Annotated in this window: 26 protein-coding genes and 1 tRNA gene; 24 read left to right on the top strand and 3 right to left on the bottom strand. The window is 35.5% G+C overall.

Translation table 11 applies throughout. The features are described from left to right. The first annotated feature begins 4 nt into the window (after positions 1–4). The 13 genes from hslU to CYO92_RS07590 are packed head-to-tail and all read left to right on the top strand — an operon-like array spanning position 5 to position 13,335. On the top strand, positions 5–1,327 hold the full coding sequence (gene hslU, locus CYO92_RS07650) for an HslU--HslV peptidase ATPase subunit (protein ID WP_103588234.1): 1,323 nt from the start codon (positions 5–7) through the stop codon (positions 1,325–1,327). Further along, positions 1,324–2,193, top strand: coding sequence for a GTPase Era (gene era, locus CYO92_RS07645; protein ID WP_103588233.1), 870 nt, complete (start codon positions 1,324–1,326; stop codon positions 2,191–2,193). The genes hslU and era overlap by 4 nt, the downstream gene beginning before the upstream one ends. Before the next feature lie 59 nt (positions 2,194–2,252). Continuing rightward, positions 2,253–3,773: a C4-dicarboxylate ABC transporter gene (locus CYO92_RS07640; RefSeq protein ID WP_103595501.1), complete on the top strand. Its 1,521-nt coding sequence runs from the start codon at positions 2,253–2,255 to the stop codon at positions 3,771–3,773. After that, positions 3,770–4,417 carry a pilus assembly protein PilO gene (locus CYO92_RS07635; RefSeq protein ID WP_103589618.1) on the top strand — a complete coding sequence of 216 codons (648 nt, stop codon included), beginning with the start codon at positions 3,770–3,772 and terminating at the stop codon, positions 4,415–4,417. The genes CYO92_RS07640 and CYO92_RS07635 overlap by 4 nt, the downstream gene beginning before the upstream one ends. Next, positions 4,417–4,830 (top strand): hypothetical protein, encoded by a 414-nt coding sequence (locus tag CYO92_RS07630; protein WP_180381461.1) that lies wholly within the window; start codon positions 4,417–4,419, stop codon positions 4,828–4,830. Before CYO92_RS07635 ends, CYO92_RS07630 begins: the two co-directional genes overlap by 1 nt. Then, positions 4,808–6,328: a pilus (MSHA type) biogenesis protein MshL gene (mshL, locus tag CYO92_RS07625; protein ID WP_103588230.1), complete on the top strand. Its 1,521-nt coding sequence runs from the start codon at positions 4,808–4,810 to the stop codon at positions 6,326–6,328. Before CYO92_RS07630 ends, mshL begins: the two co-directional genes overlap by 23 nt. Further along, positions 6,321–7,148, top strand: a complete 828-nt coding sequence (locus CYO92_RS07620) for an ATP-binding protein (RefSeq protein ID WP_021091360.1) — start codon at positions 6,321–6,323, stop codon at positions 7,146–7,148. Before mshL ends, CYO92_RS07620 begins: the two co-directional genes overlap by 8 nt. After that, on the top strand, positions 7,141–8,019 hold the full coding sequence (locus tag CYO92_RS07615) for a transformation system protein (protein ID WP_103588229.1): 879 nt from the start codon (positions 7,141–7,143) through the stop codon (positions 8,017–8,019). Before CYO92_RS07620 ends, CYO92_RS07615 begins: the two co-directional genes overlap by 8 nt. Further along, complete coding sequence (locus CYO92_RS07610) at positions 8,016–8,555, top strand: hypothetical protein (RefSeq protein ID WP_103588228.1); 540 nt, start codon at positions 8,016–8,018, stop codon at positions 8,553–8,555. Before CYO92_RS07615 ends, CYO92_RS07610 begins: the two co-directional genes overlap by 4 nt. Before the next feature lie 9 nt (positions 8,556–8,564). Beyond that, positions 8,565–10,316 (top strand): GspE/PulE family protein, encoded by a 1,752-nt coding sequence (locus CYO92_RS07605; RefSeq protein ID WP_054196613.1) that lies wholly within the window; start codon positions 8,565–8,567, stop codon positions 10,314–10,316. Next, positions 10,313–11,551 carry a type II secretion system F family protein gene (locus tag CYO92_RS07600; protein WP_072594213.1) on the top strand — a complete coding sequence of 413 codons (1,239 nt, stop codon included), beginning with the start codon at positions 10,313–10,315 and terminating at the stop codon, positions 11,549–11,551. The genes CYO92_RS07605 and CYO92_RS07600 overlap by 4 nt, the downstream gene beginning before the upstream one ends. Positions 11,552–11,572: 21 nt before the next feature. After that, the gene (locus CYO92_RS07595; RefSeq protein ID WP_103588227.1) at positions 11,573–12,073 is read left to right on the top strand and encodes a PAS domain-containing protein; all 501 of its coding nucleotides are present in this window, start codon (positions 11,573–11,575) and stop codon (positions 12,071–12,073) included. 2 nt (positions 12,074–12,075) lie between these two features. Continuing rightward, positions 12,076–13,335: a methyl-accepting chemotaxis protein gene (locus CYO92_RS07590; protein ID WP_103588226.1), complete on the top strand. Its 1,260-nt coding sequence runs from the start codon at positions 12,076–12,078 to the stop codon at positions 13,333–13,335. A gap of 9 nt (positions 13,336–13,344) precedes the next feature. Here the strand turns inward: CYO92_RS07590 and CYO92_RS07585 are convergent, their stop codons facing one another. The 3 genes from CYO92_RS07585 to CYO92_RS07575 form a co-directional block, all read right to left on the bottom strand. Further along, a complete protein-coding gene (locus CYO92_RS07585; protein ID WP_103588225.1) occupies positions 13,345–13,839 on the bottom strand; it encodes a SixA phosphatase family protein in 495 nt (164 codons plus the stop codon). Next, a complete protein-coding gene (locus tag CYO92_RS07580) occupies positions 13,839–14,648 on the bottom strand; it encodes a ferritin-like domain-containing protein (RefSeq protein WP_103588224.1) in 810 nt (269 codons plus the stop codon). Before CYO92_RS07580 ends, CYO92_RS07585 begins: the two co-directional genes overlap by 1 nt. Positions 14,649–14,756: 108 nt before the next feature. Further along, entirely contained in the window at positions 14,757–15,437 is a 681-nt protein-coding gene (locus CYO92_RS07575; protein WP_103588223.1) for an NlpC/P60 family protein, read from the bottom strand. 140 nt (positions 15,438–15,577) lie between these two features. Between CYO92_RS07575 and murA the strand changes: the two genes are divergently transcribed. From murA to thiS, 11 genes are all read left to right on the top strand, one after another. Beyond that, entirely contained in the window at positions 15,578–16,846 is a 1,269-nt protein-coding gene (gene murA / locus CYO92_RS07570) for a UDP-N-acetylglucosamine 1-carboxyvinyltransferase (protein ID WP_103588222.1), read from the top strand. Positions 16,847–16,848: 2 nt separating this feature from the next. After that, the gene (locus tag CYO92_RS07565; protein ID WP_103588221.1) at positions 16,849–18,009 is read left to right on the top strand and encodes a molybdopterin molybdotransferase MoeA; all 1,161 of its coding nucleotides are present in this window, start codon (positions 16,849–16,851) and stop codon (positions 18,007–18,009) included. A gap of 51 nt (positions 18,010–18,060) precedes the next feature. Next, a tRNA-Gly gene (locus CYO92_RS07560) sits at positions 18,061–18,135 on the top strand. Between the two features lie 65 nt (positions 18,136–18,200). After that, the gene (flgA, locus tag CYO92_RS07555) at positions 18,201–19,007 is read left to right on the top strand and encodes a flagellar basal body P-ring formation chaperone FlgA (RefSeq protein WP_103588220.1); all 807 of its coding nucleotides are present in this window, start codon (positions 18,201–18,203) and stop codon (positions 19,005–19,007) included. Continuing rightward, positions 19,004–19,555 (top strand): UbiX family flavin prenyltransferase, encoded by a 552-nt coding sequence (locus CYO92_RS07550; RefSeq protein WP_103588219.1) that lies wholly within the window; start codon positions 19,004–19,006, stop codon positions 19,553–19,555. The genes flgA and CYO92_RS07550 overlap by 4 nt, the downstream gene beginning before the upstream one ends. Then, positions 19,552–20,022 (top strand): pantetheine-phosphate adenylyltransferase, encoded by a 471-nt coding sequence (coaD, locus tag CYO92_RS07545; RefSeq protein WP_002940900.1) that lies wholly within the window; start codon positions 19,552–19,554, stop codon positions 20,020–20,022. Before CYO92_RS07550 ends, coaD begins: the two co-directional genes overlap by 4 nt. 1 nt (position 20,023) lies before the next feature. After that, on the top strand, positions 20,024–20,611 hold the full coding sequence (tmk, locus tag CYO92_RS07540) for a dTMP kinase (RefSeq protein ID WP_103588218.1): 588 nt from the start codon (positions 20,024–20,026) through the stop codon (positions 20,609–20,611). Between the two features lie 30 nt (positions 20,612–20,641). Further along, entirely contained in the window at positions 20,642–21,868 is a 1,227-nt protein-coding gene (hisS, locus tag CYO92_RS07535) for a histidine--tRNA ligase (RefSeq protein WP_103588217.1), read from the top strand. After that, positions 21,865–23,700, top strand: a complete 1,836-nt coding sequence (gene speA / locus CYO92_RS07530; RefSeq protein WP_103588216.1) for a biosynthetic arginine decarboxylase — start codon at positions 21,865–21,867, stop codon at positions 23,698–23,700. The genes hisS and speA overlap by 4 nt, the downstream gene beginning before the upstream one ends. Before the next feature lie 11 nt (positions 23,701–23,711). Next, positions 23,712–24,890, top strand: a complete 1,179-nt coding sequence (locus tag CYO92_RS07525; protein ID WP_103588215.1) for a pyridoxal phosphate-dependent aminotransferase — start codon at positions 23,712–23,714, stop codon at positions 24,888–24,890. Next, on the top strand, positions 24,890–25,093 hold the full coding sequence (gene thiS, locus CYO92_RS07520) for a sulfur carrier protein ThiS (protein WP_103579251.1): 204 nt from the start codon (positions 24,890–24,892) through the stop codon (positions 25,091–25,093). Before CYO92_RS07525 ends, thiS begins: the two co-directional genes overlap by 1 nt. Positions 25,094–25,100: the final 7 nt, after the last annotated feature.

The raw sequence follows: 25,100 nt of genomic DNA, 5'->3' as shown, positions 1-25,100 counted from the left end.
GAAAATGAACTTAACACCAAGAGAAATTGTTAAATTTTTAGATGACTATGTGATCGGTCAAAAGGACGCCAAAAAGATCATAGCGATCGCACTTCGTAACAGATATCGCCGTATGAAGCTTGAAAAGAGCTTGCAAGATGACATCATGCCAAAAAACATCTTAATGATCGGCTCAACTGGCGTTGGTAAAACTGAGATAGCAAGGCGTCTTTCAAAGATGATGGGACTACCATTTATCAAGGTCGAGGCTAGCAAATATACTGAAGTTGGCTTTGTTGGTCGCGATGTTGAGAGCATGGTAAGAGACCTTGCTATGGCCTCATATAATCTCGTAAAAAATGAGCAAAGCGAGAAAAATCAAGACAAAATCAACGCCTACATCGAAGAAAAGATCGTCTCAAAACTACTTCCGCCACTTCCAAAAGGGGCAAGCGAGGAGAAGCAAGCAGAATACGCTAAGAGCTATGAGAAGATGCTAAATAGGCTAAGAAATGGCGAGCTTGACGAGCTAAGCATCGAGATCGAGGTACAGCAAAATCCGCTTGAAGCTGGCTCAAACGTACCACCTGATATGGCGCAGATGCAAGAGAGCTTTATAAAGATAATTGGCATCGGCGGTAAAAATATCAAAAAAGAGATGAAGGTAAAAGATGCCAAAAAAGCCCTTCAAAGCGAAGCAAATGATAAAATTTTAGACCTTGAGAGCATAAAAACTGAGGCTTTAAGAAGAGCTGAAAACGAAGGTATCATCTTTATAGACGAGATCGATAAAGTGGCCGTTGGCTCAGGTAGCTCAAACAGGCAAGATCCTAGCAAAGAAGGCGTACAAAGAGATTTACTACCGATCGTTGAGGGCTCAAATGTAAATACTAAATTTGGAAATTTAAAGACAGATCACATTTTGTTTATCGCAGCTGGCGCCTTTCACATAAGCAAGCCAAGCGATCTCATCCCAGAGCTTCAAGGCCGTTTCCCACTAAGAGTTGAGCTTGATAGTCTTGATGAGGATGCGCTTTATCAAATTTTAACTCAGCCAAAAAATTCGCTTTTAAAACAATATATCGCACTTCTTTCAACTGAAAATGTCGAGCTAGAATTTGACGATGAAGCGATAAAAGAGATAGCAAGGATCGCTCATGCAGCGAATGAAAAGATGGAAGATATCGGTGCCAGACGCCTTCATACAGTGATCGAGCGTGTGATAGAAGATATCAGCTTTGAGGCTAGTGAAAAGAGCGGCGAGAAGATAAATGTGACAAAAGAGCTTGTAAAAGAGCGCCTAAAAGACGTGGTCGAAGATCAAGACCTAGCGAGGTATATACTTTGAAATCAGGCTTTGTTAGCATCATAGGACGCACAAATGCTGGCAAAAGCTCGTTTTTAAATGCTTTGTTAAACGAAAAGATCGCCATTGTTTCGCACAAGCAAAATGCAACCCGCAGAAAGATAAATGGTATAGTAATGAACGGTGAAGATCAGATCATCTTCACCGACACGCCAGGACTTCACGAGAGCAACAAGGCGATAAATCAACTACTAATTAGCCAAGCAATAAAATCGATGGGAGACTGCGATCTAATCGTATTTTTAGCGCCTATTCATGATGATACAAGTGACTATGAAAAATTTCTAGCTCTAAATCCTGAAAAACCACATATCTTAGTGCTAACAAAAGTCGATGAGAGCTCAAACACTAAAGTCTTAGAAAAGATCACCCAATATCAAAAATTTCAAGATAAATTTGAAGCACTTCTTACTTTTAGCACCAAGCAGCCAACCTATAAAAAGCCGCTTCTTGATGAAATTTGCAAGCTTTTGCCAGAGCATGAATATTTTTACGATCCAGAATTTCTTACTTCAACAAATGAAAAGGAAATTTTTAGAGAATTTATACTAGAAGCGATATATGAAAATTTAAGCGATGAGATCCCATATCTTAGCGATGCGATCATAAAAAGCGTAAAAGAAAAACCTGGCATAACTGAAATTTATGCGAGCATCATCACTGAGCGTGAAATCCATAAAAGTATGATCATCGGTAAAAATGGTGAAACGATAAAACGAATAGGAATTTTTGCAAGAAAGTTAATACAAAATTTAACCGGATCAAAGGTCTTTTTAAAGCTCGATGTAGTCGTTAAAAAAGGCTGGAGTAAAGAAGAAAAGAGCCTTAATAAAATAATTGGTTATTGATTTTTTATTGTAAAAATATTAAAATACAGCCCAATTAGAGCATTATGAGGTAAATTTTTATGTTAAAGCTTAGAAAAATTAACGATAATCCAATCGTTACACTAGATCCTTATGAATATGAAGGTTTTAGATTTTCTAATAGCAATGTCGATTCGCTAAGTCTCTCAAAGAATATTTTAAAGCGAGACTTCTTTATATCTTATATCGAGTACAAAGATATAATAACAGCTACCATAAACATCTCAAGAACAATAGATGATGAGGATATTGAAAATAATATCTCAATAAAAATTTACGAAGAGCTCTCTCTAGATCCTGCAATTGACTATAAAATAGTTTATTTTGAAAGCAATGTTGAAAAAGAAGATAGAATTTTTAATGTTTTTATTGCTACAAATGAAACGATAAATAAAATTTTTAAAAATATTTCTAAAAGAGTACCTTTTATAGATTATGTCGTTGTAGAGCCACTCTTATATAGTGCTATCTATAAAAAGGGCTTACTTCCTAGCACTCAGAGTGATTGTTTTTTGACATTTAGGGCCGATGAAGCATTTATAAGCATTTATGTAAATGGAGAATACCTTACATCAAGAGGTTTAAGATACACACTAAATTATCTAAAAGATAAATTTATAGAGCAAAGTGGCGAAAGAGTAAGCCTAGAAAGCTTTTTGAATATCCTAAAGACAAGAGGACTTTTAGATAGCAATGAAGAAGGCTTTAGCTACGATCTAAATACTGTTTTTGAGGACTATATATTTTACGTAAATGACACGATAAATGTTGTCAATAGAATCTATAGCATAAATATAAAAAATATCTATATTGACTGCGACTATAAAATAGAGCGTTTTGAAAAATTTATCAATACAAAGCTCGGCACAAATGCTACGAAATTAAATACAAGCACTGTAATAAATTCTAAAAATTTAGCTATCAGCGAACGGCATAATATGATGGCTTTGTATGCAAATTTTTATAAAAAAGAGGCCTTTAATGCCGATTTTAACTTCTCAAATTTGCTTAGACCTGATCCATTCACAAAAAGAAAAAGTGGTAAATTTATACTGACATGTGCTGCTGCTTTTTGCCTAAGCATGTTCTATCCACTTTATAATTATATAGCTGGCAGTATTTTAGAGGCAGATTCGCAAAGACTAAGCGATGAGCTTGATGTTCTTAATGCACAAGCAGCACAAATAAGAAATACTCTTGAAAGACTCAAAAAAGAGCAAAATGATATAAAAGGATTAACTGATAAAGAGGAAGAGAAGTTAAATTTTAGAAAAGGGTTGCTTCAAGAAATTGAAAACAAAAAAGATCACTACGTAATGAAAGGTTTAAATCTTTTTGAAATTACAGATATGATAAACAACAATAGCGTTTTTATAACAAATATTAAAAACAACGATAAAAATTTAACGGTAACTGTTGTTAGCGATAATGAAAAAAGGATTACGCAGCTAATAAAAGATATTAGCAAGATGCCTAAATATTCAGTAAATACAAAAAAAATTAAAGAAGATAAGCAAAACAACGAGTATGAAAGCAATATAAGTATAGAGATTAGACAATGAGACAAGACGTTTTAAGTAAAATAGATAAGTATTTTGACGCAAAAAAACAAAGCGAAACAAATATAATTTTTTTGGGTTCAGCTTTAATTATTATTTATATTGTTTATATGCTTTGCTTTGATCCGTCGCAAGATTTTTATGATGAAAGATTTAATTCGCATACTAAAATTAGCAATGATCTTTCAAGAACAAGAGATTATTTAAGATCGACCAGCTCACCTAGCGGGGATAAAAATTTTAAAATAAATGAAGAGACCAAAATACTTGAAACGCTTAAAGGCAAATATTCTAGTGTTTTAAAATTTAATGCTCATTTTGATTCAAAACTAAAAGAACTATCGTTTTTATTATTTAATGATCAAAATTGGGCAAATTTTTTAGACAACATCGTATCTTTAGCAAAGCAAAATAATATAAAAATTTTAGAGTTAAAAAGTGATATAAAAGAGCCAGATTTCCAAAAAATTGAGCAAATTTTAAATATTGACTTGACATTTTTGGGAGGTTTTAAAGATATGCTTTCATATATAAATGGCCTTGAAGAATCAAAGCTAGTAGTTGATCTTCATAAAATGGATGTAAATTCTACCCAAAAAGAGCTTGGCGCTAAGATCTCAATATCTGTTTGGGGGATGAAATACTAATGAAAATAAAAATTTTATTGGCTTTTTTATTTTTAAATATTGCTTTTGCTAATCAGCTTCAAGAGGAAATGGACTCCTATGATAAAATTTTTGAAAAAATAAAGGAAAAAAGAAGCGGTCTTAGCGATATTGAGCTTTCGAGCATAAAAAATCCTTTTAAGCAAGAACCTATCAAGACGGTAACAGATCAAAATTTATCAATTATCACTCAGGCTTCAAAAGGGCTTAGTTTAAAAGCAATTTTATTAAACAAAGCAAATATTGATTCCAAGTGGTATGCTGTCGGTGATATTGTTGATGGTTACAAAATAGCTAACATTACTAAAAATAGCGTTTTTTTAGTAAAAGGCGATGAGAAACAAGAGCTAATTTTAAAAAATGGAAGTAAAAATGTTGAGATTAAAATTAAATAAAATATTAATAATAGGTGCACTATTTTGCTTAAATATGAATTATGCTAGTGCTAATGAGAGTAGTTGTTTAAGCAAGAATTTTAATATGAAAATTTCAGATGATGTTGCGCTAGTAGATGTGTTAAATCAGCTTTCAGAGATGTGTAACTTTAGCATTGTTGCAAAGGATACTTATAGCAAGACAGAACTAAAAGATAAAGTTTTTGGCGTTAATATCAGAAATATGAGTCTTAGCGAAGTTTTTGACCTGCTTTTAAGTGAGAAAAATTTAAGCTACGAGTTTTCAAACAATGTATTAAAAATTTCATCTTTAAAAACTCAAATTTTTAAACTAGATTATATAACTTCTATTAGAGAAGGAACTGCTGTCACCCAAGCTTCAGTGGATGCTACTCCATCTGAAATTTCTAGTGGTTCAAGTAGTGGCGATAATTCCCAAGATGATAGTTCTCAAGGCTCAAGCAACCTTATAAAAACTACTGAAAGGTTTGACTTTTGGGAAAAACTAGATGCTGAGCTTAAAGCTATTTTAAATAATAGTAGCGAGCATATCACAGCACCTGATCCTATCATAAATCAAAATGCGGGCCTTATCACTGTTACGGCCACTCCTTCTCAACTTAAGCGAGTCGAAAAATATATAGATGAAATGCAAAAAAGACTAAAAAAACAAGTAATTATTGATGTTTCTATTATTTCAGTTGAATTAAATAATGAATACAAACAAGGCGTTGATTGGAGTAAATTTGAACTTGGATTTAATACATACATTGGTAATTCAAGAAACAATCCGAGCTCAAGTGCTACTTGGACAAATAAAGGAAATAGCCTAAGTGATGGATTTGGACGTACATTAAATATTGCAGCTAATTTAAATTTCAGCCTTGATGGAATGATAAATTTTCTTGAAACAAATGGAAAGACAAAGGTTATATCAAGCCCAAAAGTAACAACACTTAATAATCAGCAAGCACTAATCTCAGTTGGTGATAACATAAACTACCGCGTTCAACAAAAGACTGACAATGGAAACAGCAATAGCGATAGGTTGACAACCACTTACAAACAATACTCTGTTTTTATAGGCATATTATTAAATTTACTACCAGAAGTCTCTGATAATAATAAAATCATGCTTCGAATCAATCCATCACTTAGTAACTTTAAATACGCAGAAGACGACACAAGACAAAATGCGTTAAGAGAGATTGCTCCAGATACGGTGCAAAAGAAGCTATCAACTGTTGTTCAAGTTGATAGCGGTGATACTATTATTCTTGGTGGATTAATAGGTCAGACAAAGGGTAAAAATAATACTTCTGTACCTCTTCTTTCCGACATTCCACTTATAGGCGGTGTCTTTAAAAGCACAAGAGACAATATAAAAACAACAGAGCTTATCTTTGTCATCACTCCTCATGTGGTTGATTTTGACAAAAAAAAGTCACTTAATCAATCATTAAAAGACTTAGGTTTTTCTAAAACGATCTATGAATAACAAGAATATTTATACGGATATAAAAGATATCTTTATCAACGAAGATGAAGTAGCTGATTTTGTTAATCTAGATAACTCAATCACTTGTTACAATAAGATCGTCTCGGCTCTAAAAAAGCCATTAAAACTTATACTTTTTTATGGTAAGCCTGGTAGTGGAAAGACCTTTTTGTTAAACAAGATAGCCTCTGATCTTCAAAAGGATAAAAAATTAATTTTTTTCCCGCATCCTTTTTTTAGCGAGGCTACATTTATAGAAGCTCTTTGTGAAGATATATACGGAAATAAAATTGATAATATAAATAATTTTGAAAGTTTTGTTGCACACTACTCAAAAGAATTTAAAAATAAAGATGAAATTTTACAAAACCAAATAGTCGTCATCTTGGATGAAGCACAACTTTATCCTACTGAATTGATCGAAAAAATAAGGCTAATGGCCGATACAAGATTATTTAAATTTCTATTTACTATTCATAAAACTGAAAATGAAGATGTGTTAGCAAAGGACTATTTTCAAACTAGAATTTGGGAGAGTATAGAGCTTGGAAGTGCAAATACGAATGAAATTATAGTTTATTTGCAAAGAAAAATAGGACAAAAGGGCTACGATAAATACCTAAATTTTCAGAAAAAAGACTATGACAAAGCCTATGAGCTTTGTTGTGGAAATCTACGCACACTAAATAAAATTATGTATAAATTTTATGAAATTTGTGAATATTACGAACAAAACCAGCCATCAAAATTAAGTAGCGAGGATGCAAATATTAAAATTTTGACAATGTCTGCACTTGATACAGGAATAATTCATGCTTGAATTACAAGAAATTCAAAGGCTAGAAAAGCTCTATGAAGAGTACGAAAAAAAGAATAAAAATAGCTTTTTAAAATTGTTATCACATAAAAAGCTAGGTCTTTTGATAATTACGATCTTGCTAATTGCTTTTATCTTTGGTACTTTTTTATTTTTCTCAAATGCTAAAAACAAAAAAGAAACAACCAATATTCCAACTTTGGTTGAGAAAAATTTGACAATACAAACAGATATAAAAGAAAAGAACATAACCTTTGCTGAAACTAATGTCAGCAAAAATATTTTAGAAGATGGTAAACAAAAAAGCGAGCAGGCAAAAGAGAGATTTGAATCAGATAAGAAACAAGATGAGCTCGCTGAGAAAATAGCCAAAAAGCTAGAACAATCCATAAAACTAAATGAAGATAATAAAGAGCAGGCACCAGATAAAAAACAAAGAAGTGGTGGCGGTTGGCTAAAGCTAAATTTACCAACTGAAAATGAAAATATACAAAATGGACAGCCTCTACCAAATGAAGAGGTAATAGAACTAGAACCAAAGGCAAAGCCAAAAATTGATATTCAAATTTCAAGCGAAAACAATGAAATTTCTATACTAAAAGAAAATTTTAATAAAAATAAAAATCCAGAAATCGCCCTTAAAATAGCAAGAAAATGCTATCAAGATAAAAGATATAGCGATACTATAAAATGGGCACTATCGGCAAATAATTTAGATAGTAGCATTGAAGAGTCTTGGGTCATGTTTGCTAAGGCAAAATATATGCTAAAACAAAAAGATGACGCATTGCGTGCATTAGAAGAATATAATAAAAATAAAAATAAGCCCGAGATAAATGAGCTAATAAATAAGATAAAAAGTGATACGTTGTGAAATTTCTGCTTGTTATATTTTTATCATTAAATGCCTTTGCGTTTGGGACGGCTGACATTAAAAGTTATTTTGAAAAAGCTGAATATCCTAAAATTTGTAATCAAAAAATACAAGATCTTTTAAAAGATTCACAAAATGAAGAATTTCTTAATATCTTTGGCATATCTTGTTTAAAAACAAATGATATAGATAGGCTCGCTCTTCCAGCAAGCAAACTATCAAAAACACAAAGCTCAAGAGAGAATGCAGCATATTTTGCTGATATATTACTTAAAAAAAAGTTACTGCTTCATGCTATCTTGGATGGGGCTGATATAAGCTATATTAGGCTTCCAAAGAGCGATTATATTCTTTCATTTATATTTGATAAATTTGTCAAAAAAGAATACGTTGAGGAGCTTGGCGTATTTATATTTGAAGAGCCAAATTCAGATACAAGATATGAACTTAGTGCAATCGTTGGCCCAAATTTTACAAAAATGATTTTAAAAATTTTTAAAAATGACGATCTTACTTCGCAGATTGAGTATAGATAAAGAGAAGAGATGAATAATTTAGAAAATTTAACGCTAAAAACATTAGAGCAACTTAATAAACTAAATGATGAGCAAATTTTAAAGATTATAGAGATAAAAAAAATAAATGAAAAAAGTCTTTTGGCTATTTTGCTTGAAGAAAATATGCTAGAAGAAGAGATTTTTTTTGAAATTCTATCTGATATTTATAGAAGAGGACACACTGACATTGATGAAATTTCGACTAGTCTTCAGATAGATCAAAAGCGCTTTATTCAATATGTATGTGATAAATTTAAAATCACATTTTTTGATCTTGATGATATAGATATCGACTACCGTATCAGTGAAAAACTAAGCACCTCGCAGCTAAAATCATATAATGCGATCCCTGTAAAAGAAGATGAGATAAGCGTTTATGTTGCTTTTAAAAATCCTTTTGATGTGATCATTCAAGATAAAGTTCAAAATTTATTTAACAGAAAGCTATTAAAAGTAGCTTGCGCAGATCCAGCCCAGATAGAAAAATATATAAACAAAATAGCTCTTAATGAAAGTATAAAAGACGTTATTACAGAGATCAGAAAAGAGCTTTCAAGTTCTAGCAGTCAAGGGCAAAGCACAGAAAGCTCTGGAATTTTAAAGCTAATTGAGATAATTTTAAAAACATCTATTCAAAGCAGAGCAAGCGATATTCACATCGAGCCAACCGAGACAAACTGCATCGTAAGAAGCAGGATCGATGGCATGTTAAGCGAGACATTTATATTTGATAAAGATATCTATCCGCCGATGGTTAGCCGTATGAAGCTACTATCAAACATGGATATCGCAGAGCGTCGCCGCCCACAAGATGGTAGATTTTCAGCTCAAATTTTAGATAAAGAGTACGATTTTCGTATCTCCACACTACCTATTTTAAACGGCGAAAGCATAGTTTTAAGAATTTTGGACAAATCAAAAGTTATCATAAACATTGAAGACCTCGGTATGCATCCAGATAACTTTGCTAAGTTTAAAAAGAGCATGAAAGCGCCTTATGGCATCATCCTAGTTACTGGTCCGACAGGATCAGGAAAAACGACTACACTTTATGGTGCATTAAATGACATAAAAAGTGTAAAAACTAAGATTATTACCGTTGAAGATCCGGTTGAGTATCAGCTAAATATGATCCAACAAGTACATGTAAATGAGAAGGCTGGGCTTACTTTTATCTCAGCTCTTCGCTCTATTTTAAGGCAAGATCCAGACATTATTATGATAGGTGAGATCAGAGATCAAGAGACGCTTAGAATCGCAATTCAAGCAGCACTAACTGGCCACTTGGTTTTTTCTACACTTCATACAAACGACGCTATTAGCGCTTTACCTCGTATGGTTGATATGGGTATTGAGCCATATCTAGTAAGTGGCGCACTAGTTTGCATCGAGGCTCAAAGGCTTGTAAGAAAGCTTTGTCCGTATTGCAAACAAAAAGTCACGCTATCTCAAAAAGCTCTTGACGAGATTAAGAAATTTCTTCCTGAAGATTATCAATTTTATAAAAGCGTAGGTTGCCAACACTGCTCACAAACCGGATATCTAGGGCGTGAAATGATAAGTGAAATATTGTCTATCAGCGATCATATAGCAAGTATCGTAGCAAACAACGCTTCAAAAGAAGAGCTTAAAAAGGCTGCCTATGACGAAGGCTTTATAGATATGTTCCACGATGGCGTTATACGCGCAGCAAATGGTGTAACAACAATCGAAGAAGTATATAGAGTTGCCAAGATATGAAATTTTACGAAATAGAATATATAAAAGATGGCAAACGCCAAAAGATGAGCCTAAAGGCCAATAGCAAAAATGATGTAAAAAATCGTGCAAATATTCAAGGCATGATAGTAAAGATCAAAGAAACTCAAGTTTCAAGTATCAACAATGATTTTTTGGACTTGCAAGAAAAATTTAACAAAATATTCTCTTCTTCGAAAGTAAAAATTCCAGCTCTTGTTGCTACCATAAGGCAACTTAGCGTTATGACTAATGCTGGTATATCAATACATGATGGCATAAAAGAGACAGCAAATGCTACTGAGGATAAAAGGCTAAAAACAATATTTCAAACATTAGATGAAGACCTAAATCAAGGTGCTAGCTTAACTCAAAGTATAGAAAATTTTCAAGAAGAGCTAGGCGATGTCACTGTCGCTATGGTAAGGCTTGGCGAAAGTACTGGTAACATGGCTGATGCATTATCAAAGCTAGCTTCTATCTTGCAAGAGGTCTGGGATAACCAGCAAAAATTTAAAAAAGCCATAAGGTATCCAATAACCGTAATATGCTCTATAATTTTGGCTTTTATTGTGCTTATGACATCAGTTGTTCCACAATTTCGAGAAATTTTTAGCCAGCTTAATGCCGACCTCCCTCTTCCTACTAAAATTTTACTAAACATTGAATACATAATGAGCAATTATGGCATATATATAATAGTTGTTCTTGTTGCATTTGCTTTTTTGCTAAAAAGGCAATATTCAAATGATGAAAATTTTAGGGATAAGGTCGATAAATATCTACTAAAAGTCTATCTTGTGGGCAAAATAATATTTTTTGCAAATATGAGTAGGTTTAATCTAATCTTTACAGAGCTTGTTCGTGCGGGACTTCCTATCGCTGATGCGCTAGATACTGCCGTTGTAACTGTTTCAAATCAAGATATAAGAAATAAGCTAACTGCTGTAAAAGTACTGGTTGGTCGTGGCATAAGCTTAACCGAGGCCTTTAGGCAAACTGGACTTTATGAGGGCATGCTTATACAGATGATAGGTGCTGGCGAACAAAGTGGTAGCTTAGATGACATGACACAAAAAGTTACTGATTATTATAGAGTGAAATTTAATGATATTATTGATAATATTTCAAACTATATTGAGCCAATACTACTAATATTTATCGCAGCTATGGTGCTTTTGCTCGCTCTTGGTATATTTATGCCAATGTGGGATATGGCAAAAGCTGTTAAAAATTAAATTAACATTTAAAGGAGTAAAATGCCTATAGAAAGAGAATATGGCGTTGATGAGAACGCATTTTTAGTTTCAAAAACTGATCCAAAAGGAAGAATCACTTATTGCAACGAGCCATTTTTAGAAATCGTAGGTGTAAAACAAGGCGATGTTTTGGGCAAACCGCACAACATCATAAGACACCCAGATATGCCAAGGGTTATTTTTAAGCTACTTTGGGAACGTATACAAAACAAAGAAGAAATGTTTGCTTTTATTAAAAATAAAACTCTTAATGGCGGATACTACTGGGTATTTGGAAATATCACCGCCTCTTTAGATCAACAAGATAATATCGTTGGATACTATTCTGTTAGACGTAAGCCAAATGCAAAAGCAATAGAAATCATAAAACCACTTTATGCAAAATTACTTGAGCTAGAACGAGATGGCGGTATTGAAGCATCTAAAAAATATTTATTTAAATTTTTGGAAGAAAAATCAACAAGCTATGATGAATTTATAAACAACTTACAAAGGTTCTAGATATGTTTAAGAAAAAATCAAATGCAATAAATGAGATTTTAAGTGTTGTCAAATCGGCAAGCAATGGCATACTAGAGCCTCGCATTGTAAATGTTGGAGAAAAGGACGAGATGTATGAAGTCGCCCTTGGCATAAATGATCTATTAGATCAGGTTGAGGCGCTTCAACGTGAAATTTCAACCTCAGTCCAAGCTGCACAAAACTCAAAAACATATAGAAATATATTTGTAGAAGGGTTTAGGGGTTTATTTAAACGAAATGCCATATCTATGAGCAAGGGTGTCACAGGCATAAAAGACGGCCAAAAAAGCAAGGTTAGAGGTCTTCTATCAAGCGAGCTTGACAAACTTGGAAACGGCATAAATGGTATAAATTATGTAAGAGATGATCTAAACGAAAGTATCAAAAATTTAAGCCAAACAGCAACAGATGCTAAACAAACTGCACAAATAGCAAGAGAAAATATGTCAAACATTGTCGAACTTAGTCAAAACATGGGAGAGCTTGATGGTCTAGTACAAAGCTGCTCGAATGCTACTGGCATGCTAAGCACTAGGGCTTCTGAAATAAGCTCTGTTTTAAATTTAATAAAAGATATTGCCGATCAGACAAATCTGCTTGCTCTTAATGCCGCCATTGAAGCTGCTCGTGCAGGAGAGCACGGACGTGGTTTTGCGGTAGTTGCTGATGAGGTAAGAAAACTAGCTGAAAATACACAAAAAGCTGCAAGTGATATCGAAGTAAACATAAAAACACTTCAGCAAGAGGTAAATGATATCGATGAAAATTCTAAAAAAATCGATGAAATTTCTAAACTAACGACACAAAATGTAGAAAATTTCAAAAAGGTATTGAGTGAGTTTAATGCGAACGCGCAAAATACTGCTCAAACATCAAAATATGTCGAAAATAAAACCTTTGCCATAATTGCAAAAATTTCGCAAATTGCCTACAAAACTAAAGTGTACTCTGATCTTATAAACGAGCAAGGATACAGCGAGGAAATACGTGATTTAGCGCAAAACCTGCTAAACTGGTATGAGAACGAGAGTATAAGTGAACACAAGCAAAATAAAAATTTTGATAAGTCAAAAGAGCTTACATCGTCGCTAAATAATGAAATCAAACTCTTGCTCGAGAAGTCAGCCTCTGGCTATAATGAACAAAATTTAAATTATTTTGTTGATAAGTCTAAAAAAATAGAAGATCTAAGCGAGCAAATTTTTGCTTCGTATAACGAAATTTTTAAAGATAAAAACTAAAGTGTTAAATTATCTTTGATGTTTTTTGGGGTGGTCAAAAAATAACGCTTTTGCACTACCCTCTTTTAACTCACTAAATTTACATACAAACTCAACGCAAAATATTCCAGAAGTTGGGATATTGTCTATTGATGAATCGCTTAAATACTCGCAAATTTCAGTTATGCTTGGATTATGTGTGATGATAAAAATCTCATCCAAACTCTCATTTATATTTTTAACAAATTTTAAAAGATCTTCAAAGCTTATATCATAAAGCTCATCTATAAGATCGATCTCTTCTTTAAATTTTAAAGTTTTAGCGATAATCTTTGCCGTTTGCTCGCACCTTTTAGCACTGCTAGAAAAGATAGCCCCTGGCATCACATCATACATTTTTAGTCTGTTTGCCATAAATTTAGCGTCTTCTTTACCTTTTTGACTAAGCTCCCTTAAGGCATCTTTAGCTCCATCCTTATTCTCATCAACCGCTTTTGAATGTCTTATAAAATAAATTTTACTCACTATCTCTCCTTTGAGAAATTCTTTATCAAGCAAAGCTCTTCTTTGCTAAATCCAGCTTTTAAGCGATCTTGCTCATTGATCTCTCTAACATTTTTAAATGAATTTGGATATAAACTTAAGATAATGTCAAAGTAGCTATTTTCATCAACGCCCTCTTTTTTGCAAGCAAATTTAAACCACTTATCGCCCTTATAAACGTGAGAGACTTCCTCTTTTAATATGACTTTTAGGCACTCTATTAGCTCTTCGTTGCCACCTTCACCTTCAAGCCTTTTTATAATATGAGCGTTTGCATCAAGCCCATTTGCCTCCATATATCTTGGCAGTAGCGCCATACGGCTAGTTAGACTATCTGAAGTCTTTTGAAGTGCGATAAATAGGCCATCATGCACACTTAGTTCGCCGTATCTACCGCCTTGTTTTAAGAGCAAATTTTCTATCATACAAAAGTGTCTGATCTCATCTTCAGCTACTTCTAGCCAGTCTTCATAAAATTCTCTTGGCAAATTTCTAAATCTATAACAAGCATCAAGCGCGATGTCAATAGCACTAAATTCAATATGAGCTACCGAATGGATAAAATTTAAATTTTTATCCTTTGGCTTTACTTTTTTGTTTAGCTCTTTCATGCTAACTACTTCACAAAATTTTGCATAGCTAGGCGTTATTAGCTCGTTTGGTTTAGAGCTTTCGTAAAAATTTATATTAAAATCTCGTTTAAATTTCTCATAAAATAGCTCAAATTTTAAAAATTTAAGCCCAATCTCACCTTCATTTAAAATTCCACAAATTTCATCAAAAAAATTCATATTTTCTCTTTATATAAATCTGTATTTACGAGTGTAAATTTATATAAATAATGCTTAAAATTTGAGCCTAGTATTTGTTTTAAAAGATTTTTAGTAAAAATTTCTGATTTATTTTGCTTTGCCATATCCAGCAAATCTATTTGCTGCCAAGCAACTTGAATTTGAGCACCTTACAAGGTAGCTATTTATCTCTTGATTTCCTTTTAGATGCACATTTTTTTGTTTTAGATTCATATAGCTATGAATTATCTTTCCACCAGAATTATGTATAAATTTTACTGTCTCATCGCCAAGAACAGCCGTAACTATGCCAACATGAGTGATATTTTTCTTATCTTTATTTTTCTGAACGCCCTTACCAAGAGTATTTGAGAAAAATACAAGATCGCCTATTTTTGGATTTTTATGAGTAATTAAATTTTTACTTTCATAAAAATTATAGATCGCTTTTGACTTTCTACCGCCATTATCGTAGTAGCGATTTATTGTCTTTTCATCAAAATACATATTTTGATACTTTGCATTTACGATAGAAACAAAGCCAGAACAATCACCGCCTGCTCTTGTATTTAGGTATTTTTTAAAAAAAGAACCAAATTTTTTATCTTCTCTATCATTATCTTCATCCATGATTTCACCAATCATTTGCTCACTAAAATCAACACTTGAAGTTACGGTTTGATTTGTTTCATTTTGCGGAGTTGTCGGTTGATTAGAGGTAAAAGAACAACCTGTAAAAAATATAATGCTAAGTATAAAAAAGATTTTTTTATTTATTGAATTTGACATATTTATATCCAAAATTTTAGTGTTTGCAATTTTAACTTTTAAACGTAAATGAACCGGAAATAGTGCTTTGCTTTCTTTATTCTAAGTTAAAAAGCAATATAATATCGGCAAAAAACATATTTTCTTAAGGCAAAAAAACAATGATGCACTATTTAAAGATAAAAGGAAATGCCAAATTAAGTGGCGAAGTAAAAATAAGCGGTGCCAAAAATGCTGCTCTACCGATCATCGCCCTAACCTTACTTGCAAAAAAAAGTGTAAATTTAACAAATATACCAAATGTCGCTGATATAAAAACGCTTTGCCAACTGCTAACTAACCTAGGAGCAAAGTGCGAATTTAAAGATAAAAACTCACTAAGCATAGACACAAGCAGCGTAAGCTCGACGACTGCAAATTATGACATCGTTAGAAAAATGCGCGCTTCTATCTTGACACTTGGACCGCTTCTTGCACGTTTTGGCCACTGCGAAGTGAGCCTACCTGGAGGATGTGCGATCGGACAAAGACCTATCGATCTGCATCTAAATGCACTTGAAAAAATGGGAGCAAATATAGAAATAAAGCAAGGCTACGTCGTTGCAACAGTACCAAATGGCCTAAAAGGTGCAAAGATCGTTTTTGATAAGATCACCGTAACTGGCAGCGAAAATATCATCATGGCTGCAGCTCTAGCGCACGGCACAACAGAGCTTTTTAACGTAGCGCTTGAGCCTGAAGTGGTGCAAATTTGTGAAATTTTGGCTAAGAGTGGCGTTAAAATAGAAGGCATCGGCACAAGTGAGTTAAAGATCACTGGAAGTGGCCAAAAATTACTTGAAATTTGCGATATTGAGGTCATCCCTGATAGGATAGAAGCTGGCACGTACCTTTGTGCTGGAGCTATAACAAATAGTAAAATTTCAGTCACAAAGGCAAATGCTGCACACATGACAGCCATTTTAAATAAATTTGAAGAGATGGGCTTTGGTATCGAAGTAGACGGCGATAAGATCACGATATTGCCAGCAAAAGAGATAAAACCAGTGGAGATAAGAACCACCGAGTATCCGGGCTTTCCAACAGATATGCAAGCTCAATTTATGGCGCTTTGTCTTGCAGCAAATGGCGTTAGCACGATAGATGAGAGACTTTTTGAAAACCGTTTTATGCATGTTAGTGAGCTTGCTAGAATGGGAGCAGATATTAAATTAAATGGGCATATTGCAAGCGTTTATGCGCCAGCTAAGCTAAATGCAGCCGATGTGATGGCGACAGATCTTAGAGCTAGCTCAGCGCTGATACTAGCTGCTCTTATAGCAAATGGCGAAAGCTTGGTACATAGAATTTATCACCTTGATAGAGGATATGAAAATTTAGAGGAAAAATTTCAAGGCCTTGGTGCAAATATTACTAGGCTTGAGGAGTAAAAATGCTACTAAATGATGCATTAGATGCGCTTAAATCCAAATTTAAACTAAAAACAGATAGTGAAATTTTACCTATCAGCATGGCTCTTGGTAAAACATTGGCAAATGATGTAGTGGCGGTAAAAGATCTGCCATGTTTTGATAACTCTGCGCTTGATGGCTTTGCTGTGAAATTTGTAGATAAAGATAAGCCATATAAAATAGTTGCAAGTGCCTTTGCAGGCGATAAAGAGCAGCTAAGCATCGGCAAAAATGAGTGCGTTAAAATAATGACTGGTGCGAAGATGCCAAAGGGTGCTGATACGATTATAAAGATTGAAGATTGTGTTGTTGATGAAAATTTTATAAAAGCACCAAACAATCTTAAAAAGGGTGATGGGTATCGCTTTAAAGGCGAAGAGGTAAAGATTGGTGAAATTTTGCTAAAAAGTGGCGAGGTTTTAAACACTAGAGGCATAATGATGCTAGCAGCACAGGGCATAAGCTTTGTAGAAGTTAAAAAGCAACCAAGCATCGCGGTTTATTCAAGTGGAAATGAGATCATCGAGCCTTGGCAAAGAGCAAGCGAAGATGAAATTTACAATGCAAATGCCTTTGGCATCGCTGCACTTTTAAGCTCCATTGGGCAAGATAGCTCATATCTTGGCATCATAAAAGATGAGCTAAGTGCTGTCAAACAAGCATTTTTAAACACTGCAAACTACGACATCGTTATCTGCTCTGGCGGAGCAAGTGCTGGGGAGGCTGACTTTATGAAAATAGCTCTAAGCGAGCTTGGATACAATGAAATTTTTTCACATATTGATATAAGACCTGGCAAACCTTGCAAAGCTTATGAAAAAGATGGCAAACTTATTTTTGTCCTTCCTGGAAATCCAATGGCAGCTTATGTTTGTATGATGATGCTTGTTTTGCCTCTTTTAAAAGAGGATTGCTTTGTGATACAAAATGCTACAAATGCGCAAAATTTAAAGGTAAAATCAGGCAGGATCAATGCAATTTTTGGAAATATTGAAAATGATAAATTTATAGCAACAAATGGTGGAAAATACGGCTCTGGCATGATAGATCATATTTTAAAAAGCACTTTTATATTTTTAACTAGCCCAGATCAAAGCGAAATTTTGCAAAATAGTGAAATTTCTCTTATAAAACTTCCATAAAATCTTGACAAATGAAAAACAATCTGATAGAATGCGGACTTCATTTTAACTGCGGGAATAGCTCAGGGGTAGAGCACAACCTTGCCAAGGTTGGGGTCGCGAGTTCGAATCTCGTTTCCCGCTCCATCTTTTTTATACTAATTTTTTTATTTTCCACAAAACTTTTTGCAAATGAAGTCAACATCTATCCGATGTATTGCGTTCTAAATGATCAAATTTCACTTAGTACTTTTGGCTTTGAAGGCGAAGACAATGAAATTTTAAACCTAGAGGGCAAAAGAGCAGCCAAGATAGATAGCAAAAAACTCTATGAAATTCTAACAGCAAATTTTAAAACATATAATGACAAAAGCGGTGGAAGCGTTGCTTTTGTGAAAAACTGCTCTATTATGGATGAGATTCAAATGCAATTTTTAAGATTAATTAGCGATGAGTATCCTGGTATCAGCATAAGTGACCTTAGTATTAGCCCACAAAATAAGCTTCCAGCAAATTTCAAAGAACTTATCCTAAAAAATATCTTTTTAGGCGATCAAAACAGTCAAAAAGGTACATTTAGAGCATCATTTGAGGATGTTGATCTGAGTCTAAAAAGCATCTATTTTAAATTTAGCTTTAATGCTAAAATGCCAGCCTTCATAGCAATAAATTCAATGAATACAAACCACATTTTAAGCCTACTTGACTATCAGCCAACGATGATTGAGTTTGGCAAATGGCCAAAAGATGCACTTTCTAGCTCAAATAGCTTAGCTCTTATAACAAAAGTGCAGATAAAAAGCGGTGAAATTTTAACCAAACGTCAGTTTAACGCCATAAGCTTAGTCAAAAAAGGTCAAATGCTAAATGCAGTTTTAAGCGAGGATGGCGTTAAGATAATAGCTGAAGTAAAGGCACTTGAGGATGGAAATTTAGGTGATATGATAAAGATAAGAACAAAAGATAATAAAATTTTACAGGCCACAGTTTCAGGCAAAGATGAGGCAGTGATAAGATGAAAAAGATAGTATTTGCAGCCACTGGAGCAAGTGGGGCTGGACTCTTTTTAAAGCTTGTCAAGGCTGCCAAAGATAGTTGCGAGGCGCACGTCATAGTGAGTAAAAATGCCATGAAGGTTTTGGAGGCTGAAGAAAATTTGAAGCTAAATTTAGATGATCTTGGCGTAAAAATTTATGATGATCAAGACCTTAGCGCAGGCCCAGCTTCTGGCTCGTTTGGCGCTGATGCTATGATCATAGCGCCCTGCTCTACCAACACGCTAGCAAAGGTCGCAAACGGCATAAGCGACACGCTCATCACAAGAGCCGCAAGTGTCGCACTAAAGGAGAGACAAACCTTAGTTTTAGGCGTTAGAGAGATGCCATTTTCTGCGATCGCACTTTCTCAGATGCAGCTGCTCTCATCTCTTGGGGCCATCATCGCGCCCCCAGTTTTAGGCTACTACGCAGGTATAAAGAGCCTTCTGGATATGGAAAATTTCATCATCGGCAAGTGGCTTGATGCCTTAAAAATTGAAAATAATCTTTACAAAAGGTGGCAAATTTGAAAAAATCTTGCATCTATCCAGGGACCTTTGATCCCATCACAAACGGCCATTTAGACGTCATCATAAGGGCTACAAAAATTTTTGACAAAGTGATCGTCGCAGTCGCAAAAAGTGACAGCAAACAGCCGATGTTTGCACATGAAAAACGTATCGAAATGGCAAAAGAGGCAGTTTGCGAGCTAAAAAACGTAAGCGTTCTTGGCTTTGATAACTTGCTTGTTGATTTTGCTAAATCGCACGGCATAAACACCGTCATCAGGGGACTCCGCGCGGTTAGCGACTTTGAATACGAGCTACAAATAGGCTACGCAAATGCTGCACTTTGGGACGAATTTGAGACGGTTTATCTTATGCCAAGCTTAAATAACGCCTTTATCTCAAGCTCGATCGTCCGCTCAGTCTTGCGCCACGACGGCGACGTGAGCAACCTAGTGCCAGTAAAAATTCTAAAAAATTTAAAGGCATAAAATGTATGTTTTGTTTGAAGGCATTGACGGCGTTGGCAAGAGCACGCAGATAGAAATTTTAGCTTCTAAATTTAGCGATGCCATCGTCACAAAAGAGCCAGGTGGCACGCAGCTTGGTGAAAATTTACGAGAAATTTTACTAAGCTCGAGCATAAAAATCGGCAAAAGGGCTGAAATTTTACTCTTTTTGGCTGACAGAGCTGAGCATTTTGAAAAGCTGGTCGCTCCAAATTTAAGTAGGCTTATTTTAAGCGATAGAGGCTTTATCTCAGGTATCGCCTACGCTTTGGCAAATGATGAAAACTTAGATGAAAGCGTGCTTTTAGAGCTTAATAAGTTTGCACTAAATGATAAATTTGCAGACAAGATCATCTTTTTTGAAGCAAGTGCTGAGCTAATAAGCTCGCGCTTAAAAGCAAGAGGCACCAGCGATAAGATCGAGGCTCGTGGGCTAGAGTATCTTTTAAAAGTGCAAAGCCTGATGAAGCAAATTCTCATCAAAAATGGCTTTGAAACGCTTTTTATAGACGCATCTAAAAGCATAGAGCTAATTTCAAAAGAGATAGAAAATTTTATAAATTTTAAGTAAAATCACAAAAAATAAAAAAAGGATAATGCGATGATAACGGCACTTCGTGGCATGAAAGATATGCTTCCAGCTCGTGCAAAACTTTACGCACAGATAATAAAAACCTGCGAGGAGATCGCAAAAAACTACGGATATGAGCAAATTTTGACCCCGCATCTTGAAGAGACGGCGCTTTTTAAAAGAAGTGTCGGCGAGAGCAGCGACATCGTGGGTAAAGAGATGTATCAGTTTGAAGACAAAGGCGGTAACGACATTTGCTTGCGTCCTGAGGGTACAGCTGGCGTGGTTAGAGCCTTTATCGAGGCAAAGCTTGACAGAGCAAATGTAACAAAACGCTGCTTTTATCATGGCTCGATGTTTCGCTATGAGCGCCCGCAAAAAGGCCGTTTGAGAGAGTTTCACCAGTTTGGCTGCGAGTGCTTTGGCGAGGGCAGCGTCTATGAGGATGCGAGCATTATCTTGATGGTGAGCGAAATTTTTAACAGACTAAATATCAAAACAACCCTAAAAATAAACTCCCTTGGCGACGAGAGCTCGATGAAGTCTTACAAAGAAAAGCTTGTTAAATTTTTAGATGAAAACGATGATAAAATTTGCGAAGACTGCAAAAGACGCAAGCTCTTAAACCCTATCCGCGTGCTTGATTGCAAGGTTGAGAGCTGTCAAGAAATTTACAAAAATGCCCCAGTTATCACTGATAGCTTAAGCGATGAGGCGCAGGCTGACTTTGCAAAGTTGCAAGAAATTTTAACGGCAAATGGCGTTAAATTTGAGATAGACACAAAACTCGTTCGTGGGCTAGACTACTACTGCAAGACGGCGTTTGAGTTTATTAGCAATGAGATCGGCTCACAAAGCGCAGTAGCAGGTGGTGGCAGATACGACAGGCTCGTAGAGTACCTTGGCGGTAGAGCAAGTTATGGCGTTGGATTTGCGATGGGCGTTGAGAGGATAATGGAAATTTTAGGTGAAGCTGAGGATGAGCGAGCTGGAATTTATCTTTGTGCGCTTGATGCGACGAATTTAGACTTTGTCTATGCGCTTGGCTCAAAGCTTCGCAAAAAATATCAGGTTGAAATTTCTTATGAAGCTAAAAAGCTTCAAAAACATCTGCAAAATGCCGACAATAAAAATGCGAAAATTTTCCTTTGCGTAGGTGAAAACGAGATGAAAGAGAATAAAATTTGGTATAAAAATTTAGAAACCAAAGACGAAAAAACGATAAATTTAGATGAGCTTGAAAAGGAGCTGGGATGAATGATTTTGGACTTAGCATTTGGGGCAATTCAAATTTTGTTATAGAAGATGGTAAAGTCTGTATAAATGCAGCCAGCAAACCAGCGATCATCGACATCGTAAAAGAGATAAGAGACGATGGATATAGAGGGCCGCTACTGCTTCGCTTTCCGCACCTTATCCAAAAGCAGATCGAGCAGATCCACGCAAGCTTTGCAAAGGCAAAGAAAGAGTTTGCCTACAAAGGTAGCTTTAATGCCGTATTTCCACTTAAGGTCAATCAATATCCTGGCTTTGTAAAAAATTTAGTTCGTCTTGGCAAGCCCTACAACTACGGTCTTGAAGCTGGTAGTAAGGCTGAGCTACTTTTAACTATGGCTTACAATAACGAAAAAGCGCCTATAACCGTAAATGGCTTTAAAGATAAAGAGATGATAAATATAGGCTTTATCGCCGCTGAGATGGGACACAACATCACGCTAACGATTGAGGGCTTAAATGAGCTTGAAGCGATAATCGCCATCGCAAAAGAGCGCTTCAAACCAAAACCAAAGATCGGACTTAGAGTAAGACTGCACTCGACAGGATCGGGGCTCTGGGCAAAAAGTGGTGGCATACACTCTAAATTTGGCCTAACATCAACAGAGCTAATAGAAGCTGTAAAGATGCTAAAAAAGGCAAATTTACTTGAAAACTTCACGATGATACACTTTCACATCGGCTCTCAAATAAGCGAGATACATCCACTCAAAAAGGCACTCATCGAAGCTGGCAATATCTACGCTGAGCTTAGAAAAATGGGTGCCTCAAATTTAAAAGCTATAAATTTAGGTGGTGGTCTTGCGATAGAATACTCGCAGTTTAAAGAGGAGAGCAGTAGAAACTATACTCTAAACGAATATGCAAACGACGTTGTTTATATGCTTAAAACCATAAGCGAGCAAAAAAAAGAGATCGAGCCAGATATCTTCATAGAGTCAGGTCGCTACATCGCTGCTTCTCACGCACTTTTAGTAGCTCCTGTGCTTGAGCTATTTTCTCAAGAATACACCGAAGAGAAGCTAAATTTAAAGAAAAATAATCCAAATTTAATAACCGAGCTAGTCGATCTTTACAAGTCAATCAAGCCTTCAAACGCCCTAGAGTACCTGCACGACGCCATCCACCACACAGAAAGCATCCTCACGCTTTTTGATCTAGGTTATGTCGATCTGCAAGATAGATCAAACGCAGAGGTGCTTTTAAGGCTAATTAGCAAAAAAGCTGTCGTGATGCTTGGCAACAAGAGCAACTCAAGCGATCTAACCAAAATTCAAAAAGAGGTTCAAGAGAGATACCTACTAAATTTCTCGATCTTTCAAAGCTTGCCAGACTTTTGGGGTCTAAAGCAAAATTTCCCTATCATGCCACTTGATAGGCTTGATGAGCGCCCTACTTTGCCAGCTTCTATCTGGGATATCACCTGCGATAGCGACGGCGAGATTAGCTATGATGACGAGAAAAACCCACTACTTTTGCACGACGTGGACGTGGAGAAGGAGGATTATTTCTTGGGATTTTTCCTAGTTGGCGCATATCAAGAGGTGATCGGCATGAAGCACAACCTCTTTACCCACCCGACAGAGGCCACGATAGAGCTTTCAAATGATGGCTACAAGATCACAAATTTACTAGAGAGCCAGTCGATCCTTGATATTATGGAGGATATGGACTATGATATCTACGAGATCCAAGACACTCTAAACGAGCGCTTAGTAAAATCAACTTTGATAAACGAAACACAAAAGAAGCAAATTTTGGGCGAACTTTATCTATTTTTAAATGATAATAGCTACTTAAAAACGATCAACTAAAAAGGAAAACAATGCAACTAGCAAATAGAATGCAAACATTAAGCGAATCAATCACAATCGCGATCAGCACAAAAGCCAAAGAGATGAAGGCTGCTGGCATCGACGTGATCTCGCTTTCAGCTGGTGAGCCTGACTTTATGACTCCAAAAAAGATAAGAGAAACTGTAAAAAACGCACTTGATAACGATAGCAAAAGTGGCAAATACACGCCAGTGCCAGGCCTACCTGAGGTGATTGATGCCATTAGAGCAAAGTTAAAAAGAGATAACGGACTTGATTATAAAGCAAATCAAATCGTCACAAATATCGGTGCAAAACACTCACTTTTTAACGTATTTCAAGCGCTTATCAACCCAGGTGACGAGGTCATCATCCCCTCTCCATACTGGGTGAGCTACCCTGAGATCGTTAAATTTTGTGGCGGTGTGCCTGTCTTTATCGAGGCAGACGAGAGCACAAATTTTAAAATCACAGCCGAGCAGCTAAAAAAAGCGATCACGCCAAAAACAAAAGTTTTTTCGCTAAATCACCCGACAAATCCAACTGGAGCCGTATATACAAAAGAGGAGATCGCGGCATTTGGCGAGGTTTTAAAGGACACTGACATCATCATTACAAGCGATGAAATTTATGAAAAAGTGATCTACGGCAAGAAATTTCACGCAGTAGCCTCAGTGAGCGAGGATCTTTTTAAAAGAACGGTCACGATAAATGGCCTAAGCAAGTGCGGCGCGATGCCTGGCTGGAGATTTGGCTATATCGCAAGCTCGATGGACTGGCTAATTGCTGGTATCAAAAAGCTTCAAAGCCAAAGCACAAGTAACATTAGCTCAATCGTGCAAATAGGCGCTATCCCGTCACTTCTTGGAGAAACCGACGACGATATCGAAAACATGAGAAAAGAGTATGAGAGAAGACGCGACGTGGCAGTTGAGATGATAAACGCTATCCCTGGGCTAAGCGTAGTTAAGCCTGATGGCGCGTTTTATCTATTTGTAAAATGCAAAGATGTAGATAGCGACTCACTTAGATTTTGTAAAAAAATGCTTGAAGAGGCGAACGTAGCGACCGTGCCAGGTATGGGCTTTGGCATGGATGGATATTTTAGAATTTCTTTTGCGACAGACATCGAGAGCATAAAAAAAGCGATCGAGAGGATCGCAAATTTTGTAAAAAGCTACAAAATTTAATGATCAAATTTAGAGTAAATGGCAAAATTTTCGAGCTTGAAAACGATATAAATGTTTATGAATTTTTAGCTCAAAATGGCTATGAGCTTAAATTTATAGCCCTTGAGCGAGACGGAGAAATTTTGCCAAAAAAGCTTTGGAGTGAGCGCTTCATGAGTGAAGGCAAAGCTTATGAGATCGTCACTTTAGTTGGCGGTGGATGAGGAGAAA

The organism is Campylobacter concisus, from assembly GCF_002913715.1.
GTDB lineage: Bacteria > Campylobacterota > Campylobacteria > Campylobacterales > Campylobacteraceae > Campylobacter_A > Campylobacter_A concisus_AG.
Note: the sequence above shows the minus strand (reverse complement) of the source record. Positions and strands in the feature narration are given on the sequence as shown.

Coding starts and splice junctions, on each gene's coding strand:
- hslU (WP_103588234.1), top strand. CDS start 5: ATGAACTTAACACCAAGAGAAATTGTTAAATTTTTAGATGACTATGTG.
- CYO92_RS07640 (WP_103595501.1), top strand. CDS start 2,253: ATGTTAAAGCTTAGAAAAATTAACGATAATCCAATCGTTACACTAGAT.
- CYO92_RS07635 (WP_103589618.1), top strand. CDS start 3,770: ATGAGACAAGACGTTTTAAGTAAAATAGATAAGTATTTTGACGCAAAA.
- CYO92_RS07630 (WP_180381461.1), top strand. CDS start 4,417: ATGAAAATAAAAATTTTATTGGCTTTTTTATTTTTAAATATTGCTTTT.
- mshL (WP_103588230.1), top strand. CDS start 4,808: ATGTTGAGATTAAAATTAAATAAAATATTAATAATAGGTGCACTATTT.
- CYO92_RS07620 (WP_021091360.1), top strand. CDS start 6,321: ATGAATAACAAGAATATTTATACGGATATAAAAGATATCTTTATCAAC.
- CYO92_RS07615 (WP_103588229.1), top strand. CDS start 7,141: ATGCTTGAATTACAAGAAATTCAAAGGCTAGAAAAGCTCTATGAAGAG.
- CYO92_RS07605 (WP_054196613.1), top strand. CDS start 8,565: ATGAATAATTTAGAAAATTTAACGCTAAAAACATTAGAGCAACTTAAT.
- CYO92_RS07600 (WP_072594213.1), top strand. CDS start 10,313: ATGAAATTTTACGAAATAGAATATATAAAAGATGGCAAACGCCAAAAG.
- CYO92_RS07595 (WP_103588227.1), top strand. CDS start 11,573: ATGCCTATAGAAAGAGAATATGGCGTTGATGAGAACGCATTTTTAGTT.
- CYO92_RS07590 (WP_103588226.1), top strand. CDS start 12,076: ATGTTTAAGAAAAAATCAAATGCAATAAATGAGATTTTAAGTGTTGTC.
- CYO92_RS07580 (WP_103588224.1), bottom strand. CDS start 14,648: ATGAATTTTTTTGATGAAATTTGTGGAATTTTAAATGAAGGTGAGATT.
- CYO92_RS07575 (WP_103588223.1), bottom strand. CDS start 15,437: ATGTCAAATTCAATAAATAAAAAAATCTTTTTTATACTTAGCATTATA.
- murA (WP_103588222.1), top strand. CDS start 15,578: ATGATGCACTATTTAAAGATAAAAGGAAATGCCAAATTAAGTGGCGAA.
- CYO92_RS07565 (WP_103588221.1), top strand. CDS start 16,849: ATGCTACTAAATGATGCATTAGATGCGCTTAAATCCAAATTTAAACTA.
- flgA (WP_103588220.1), top strand. CDS start 18,201: ATGTATTGCGTTCTAAATGATCAAATTTCACTTAGTACTTTTGGCTTT.
- CYO92_RS07550 (WP_103588219.1), top strand. CDS start 19,004: ATGAAAAAGATAGTATTTGCAGCCACTGGAGCAAGTGGGGCTGGACTC.
- tmk (WP_103588218.1), top strand. CDS start 20,024: ATGTATGTTTTGTTTGAAGGCATTGACGGCGTTGGCAAGAGCACGCAG.
- hisS (WP_103588217.1), top strand. CDS start 20,642: ATGATAACGGCACTTCGTGGCATGAAAGATATGCTTCCAGCTCGTGCA.
- speA (WP_103588216.1), top strand. CDS start 21,865: ATGAATGATTTTGGACTTAGCATTTGGGGCAATTCAAATTTTGTTATA.
- CYO92_RS07525 (WP_103588215.1), top strand. CDS start 23,712: ATGCAACTAGCAAATAGAATGCAAACATTAAGCGAATCAATCACAATC.
- thiS (WP_103579251.1), top strand. CDS start 24,890: ATGATCAAATTTAGAGTAAATGGCAAAATTTTCGAGCTTGAAAACGAT.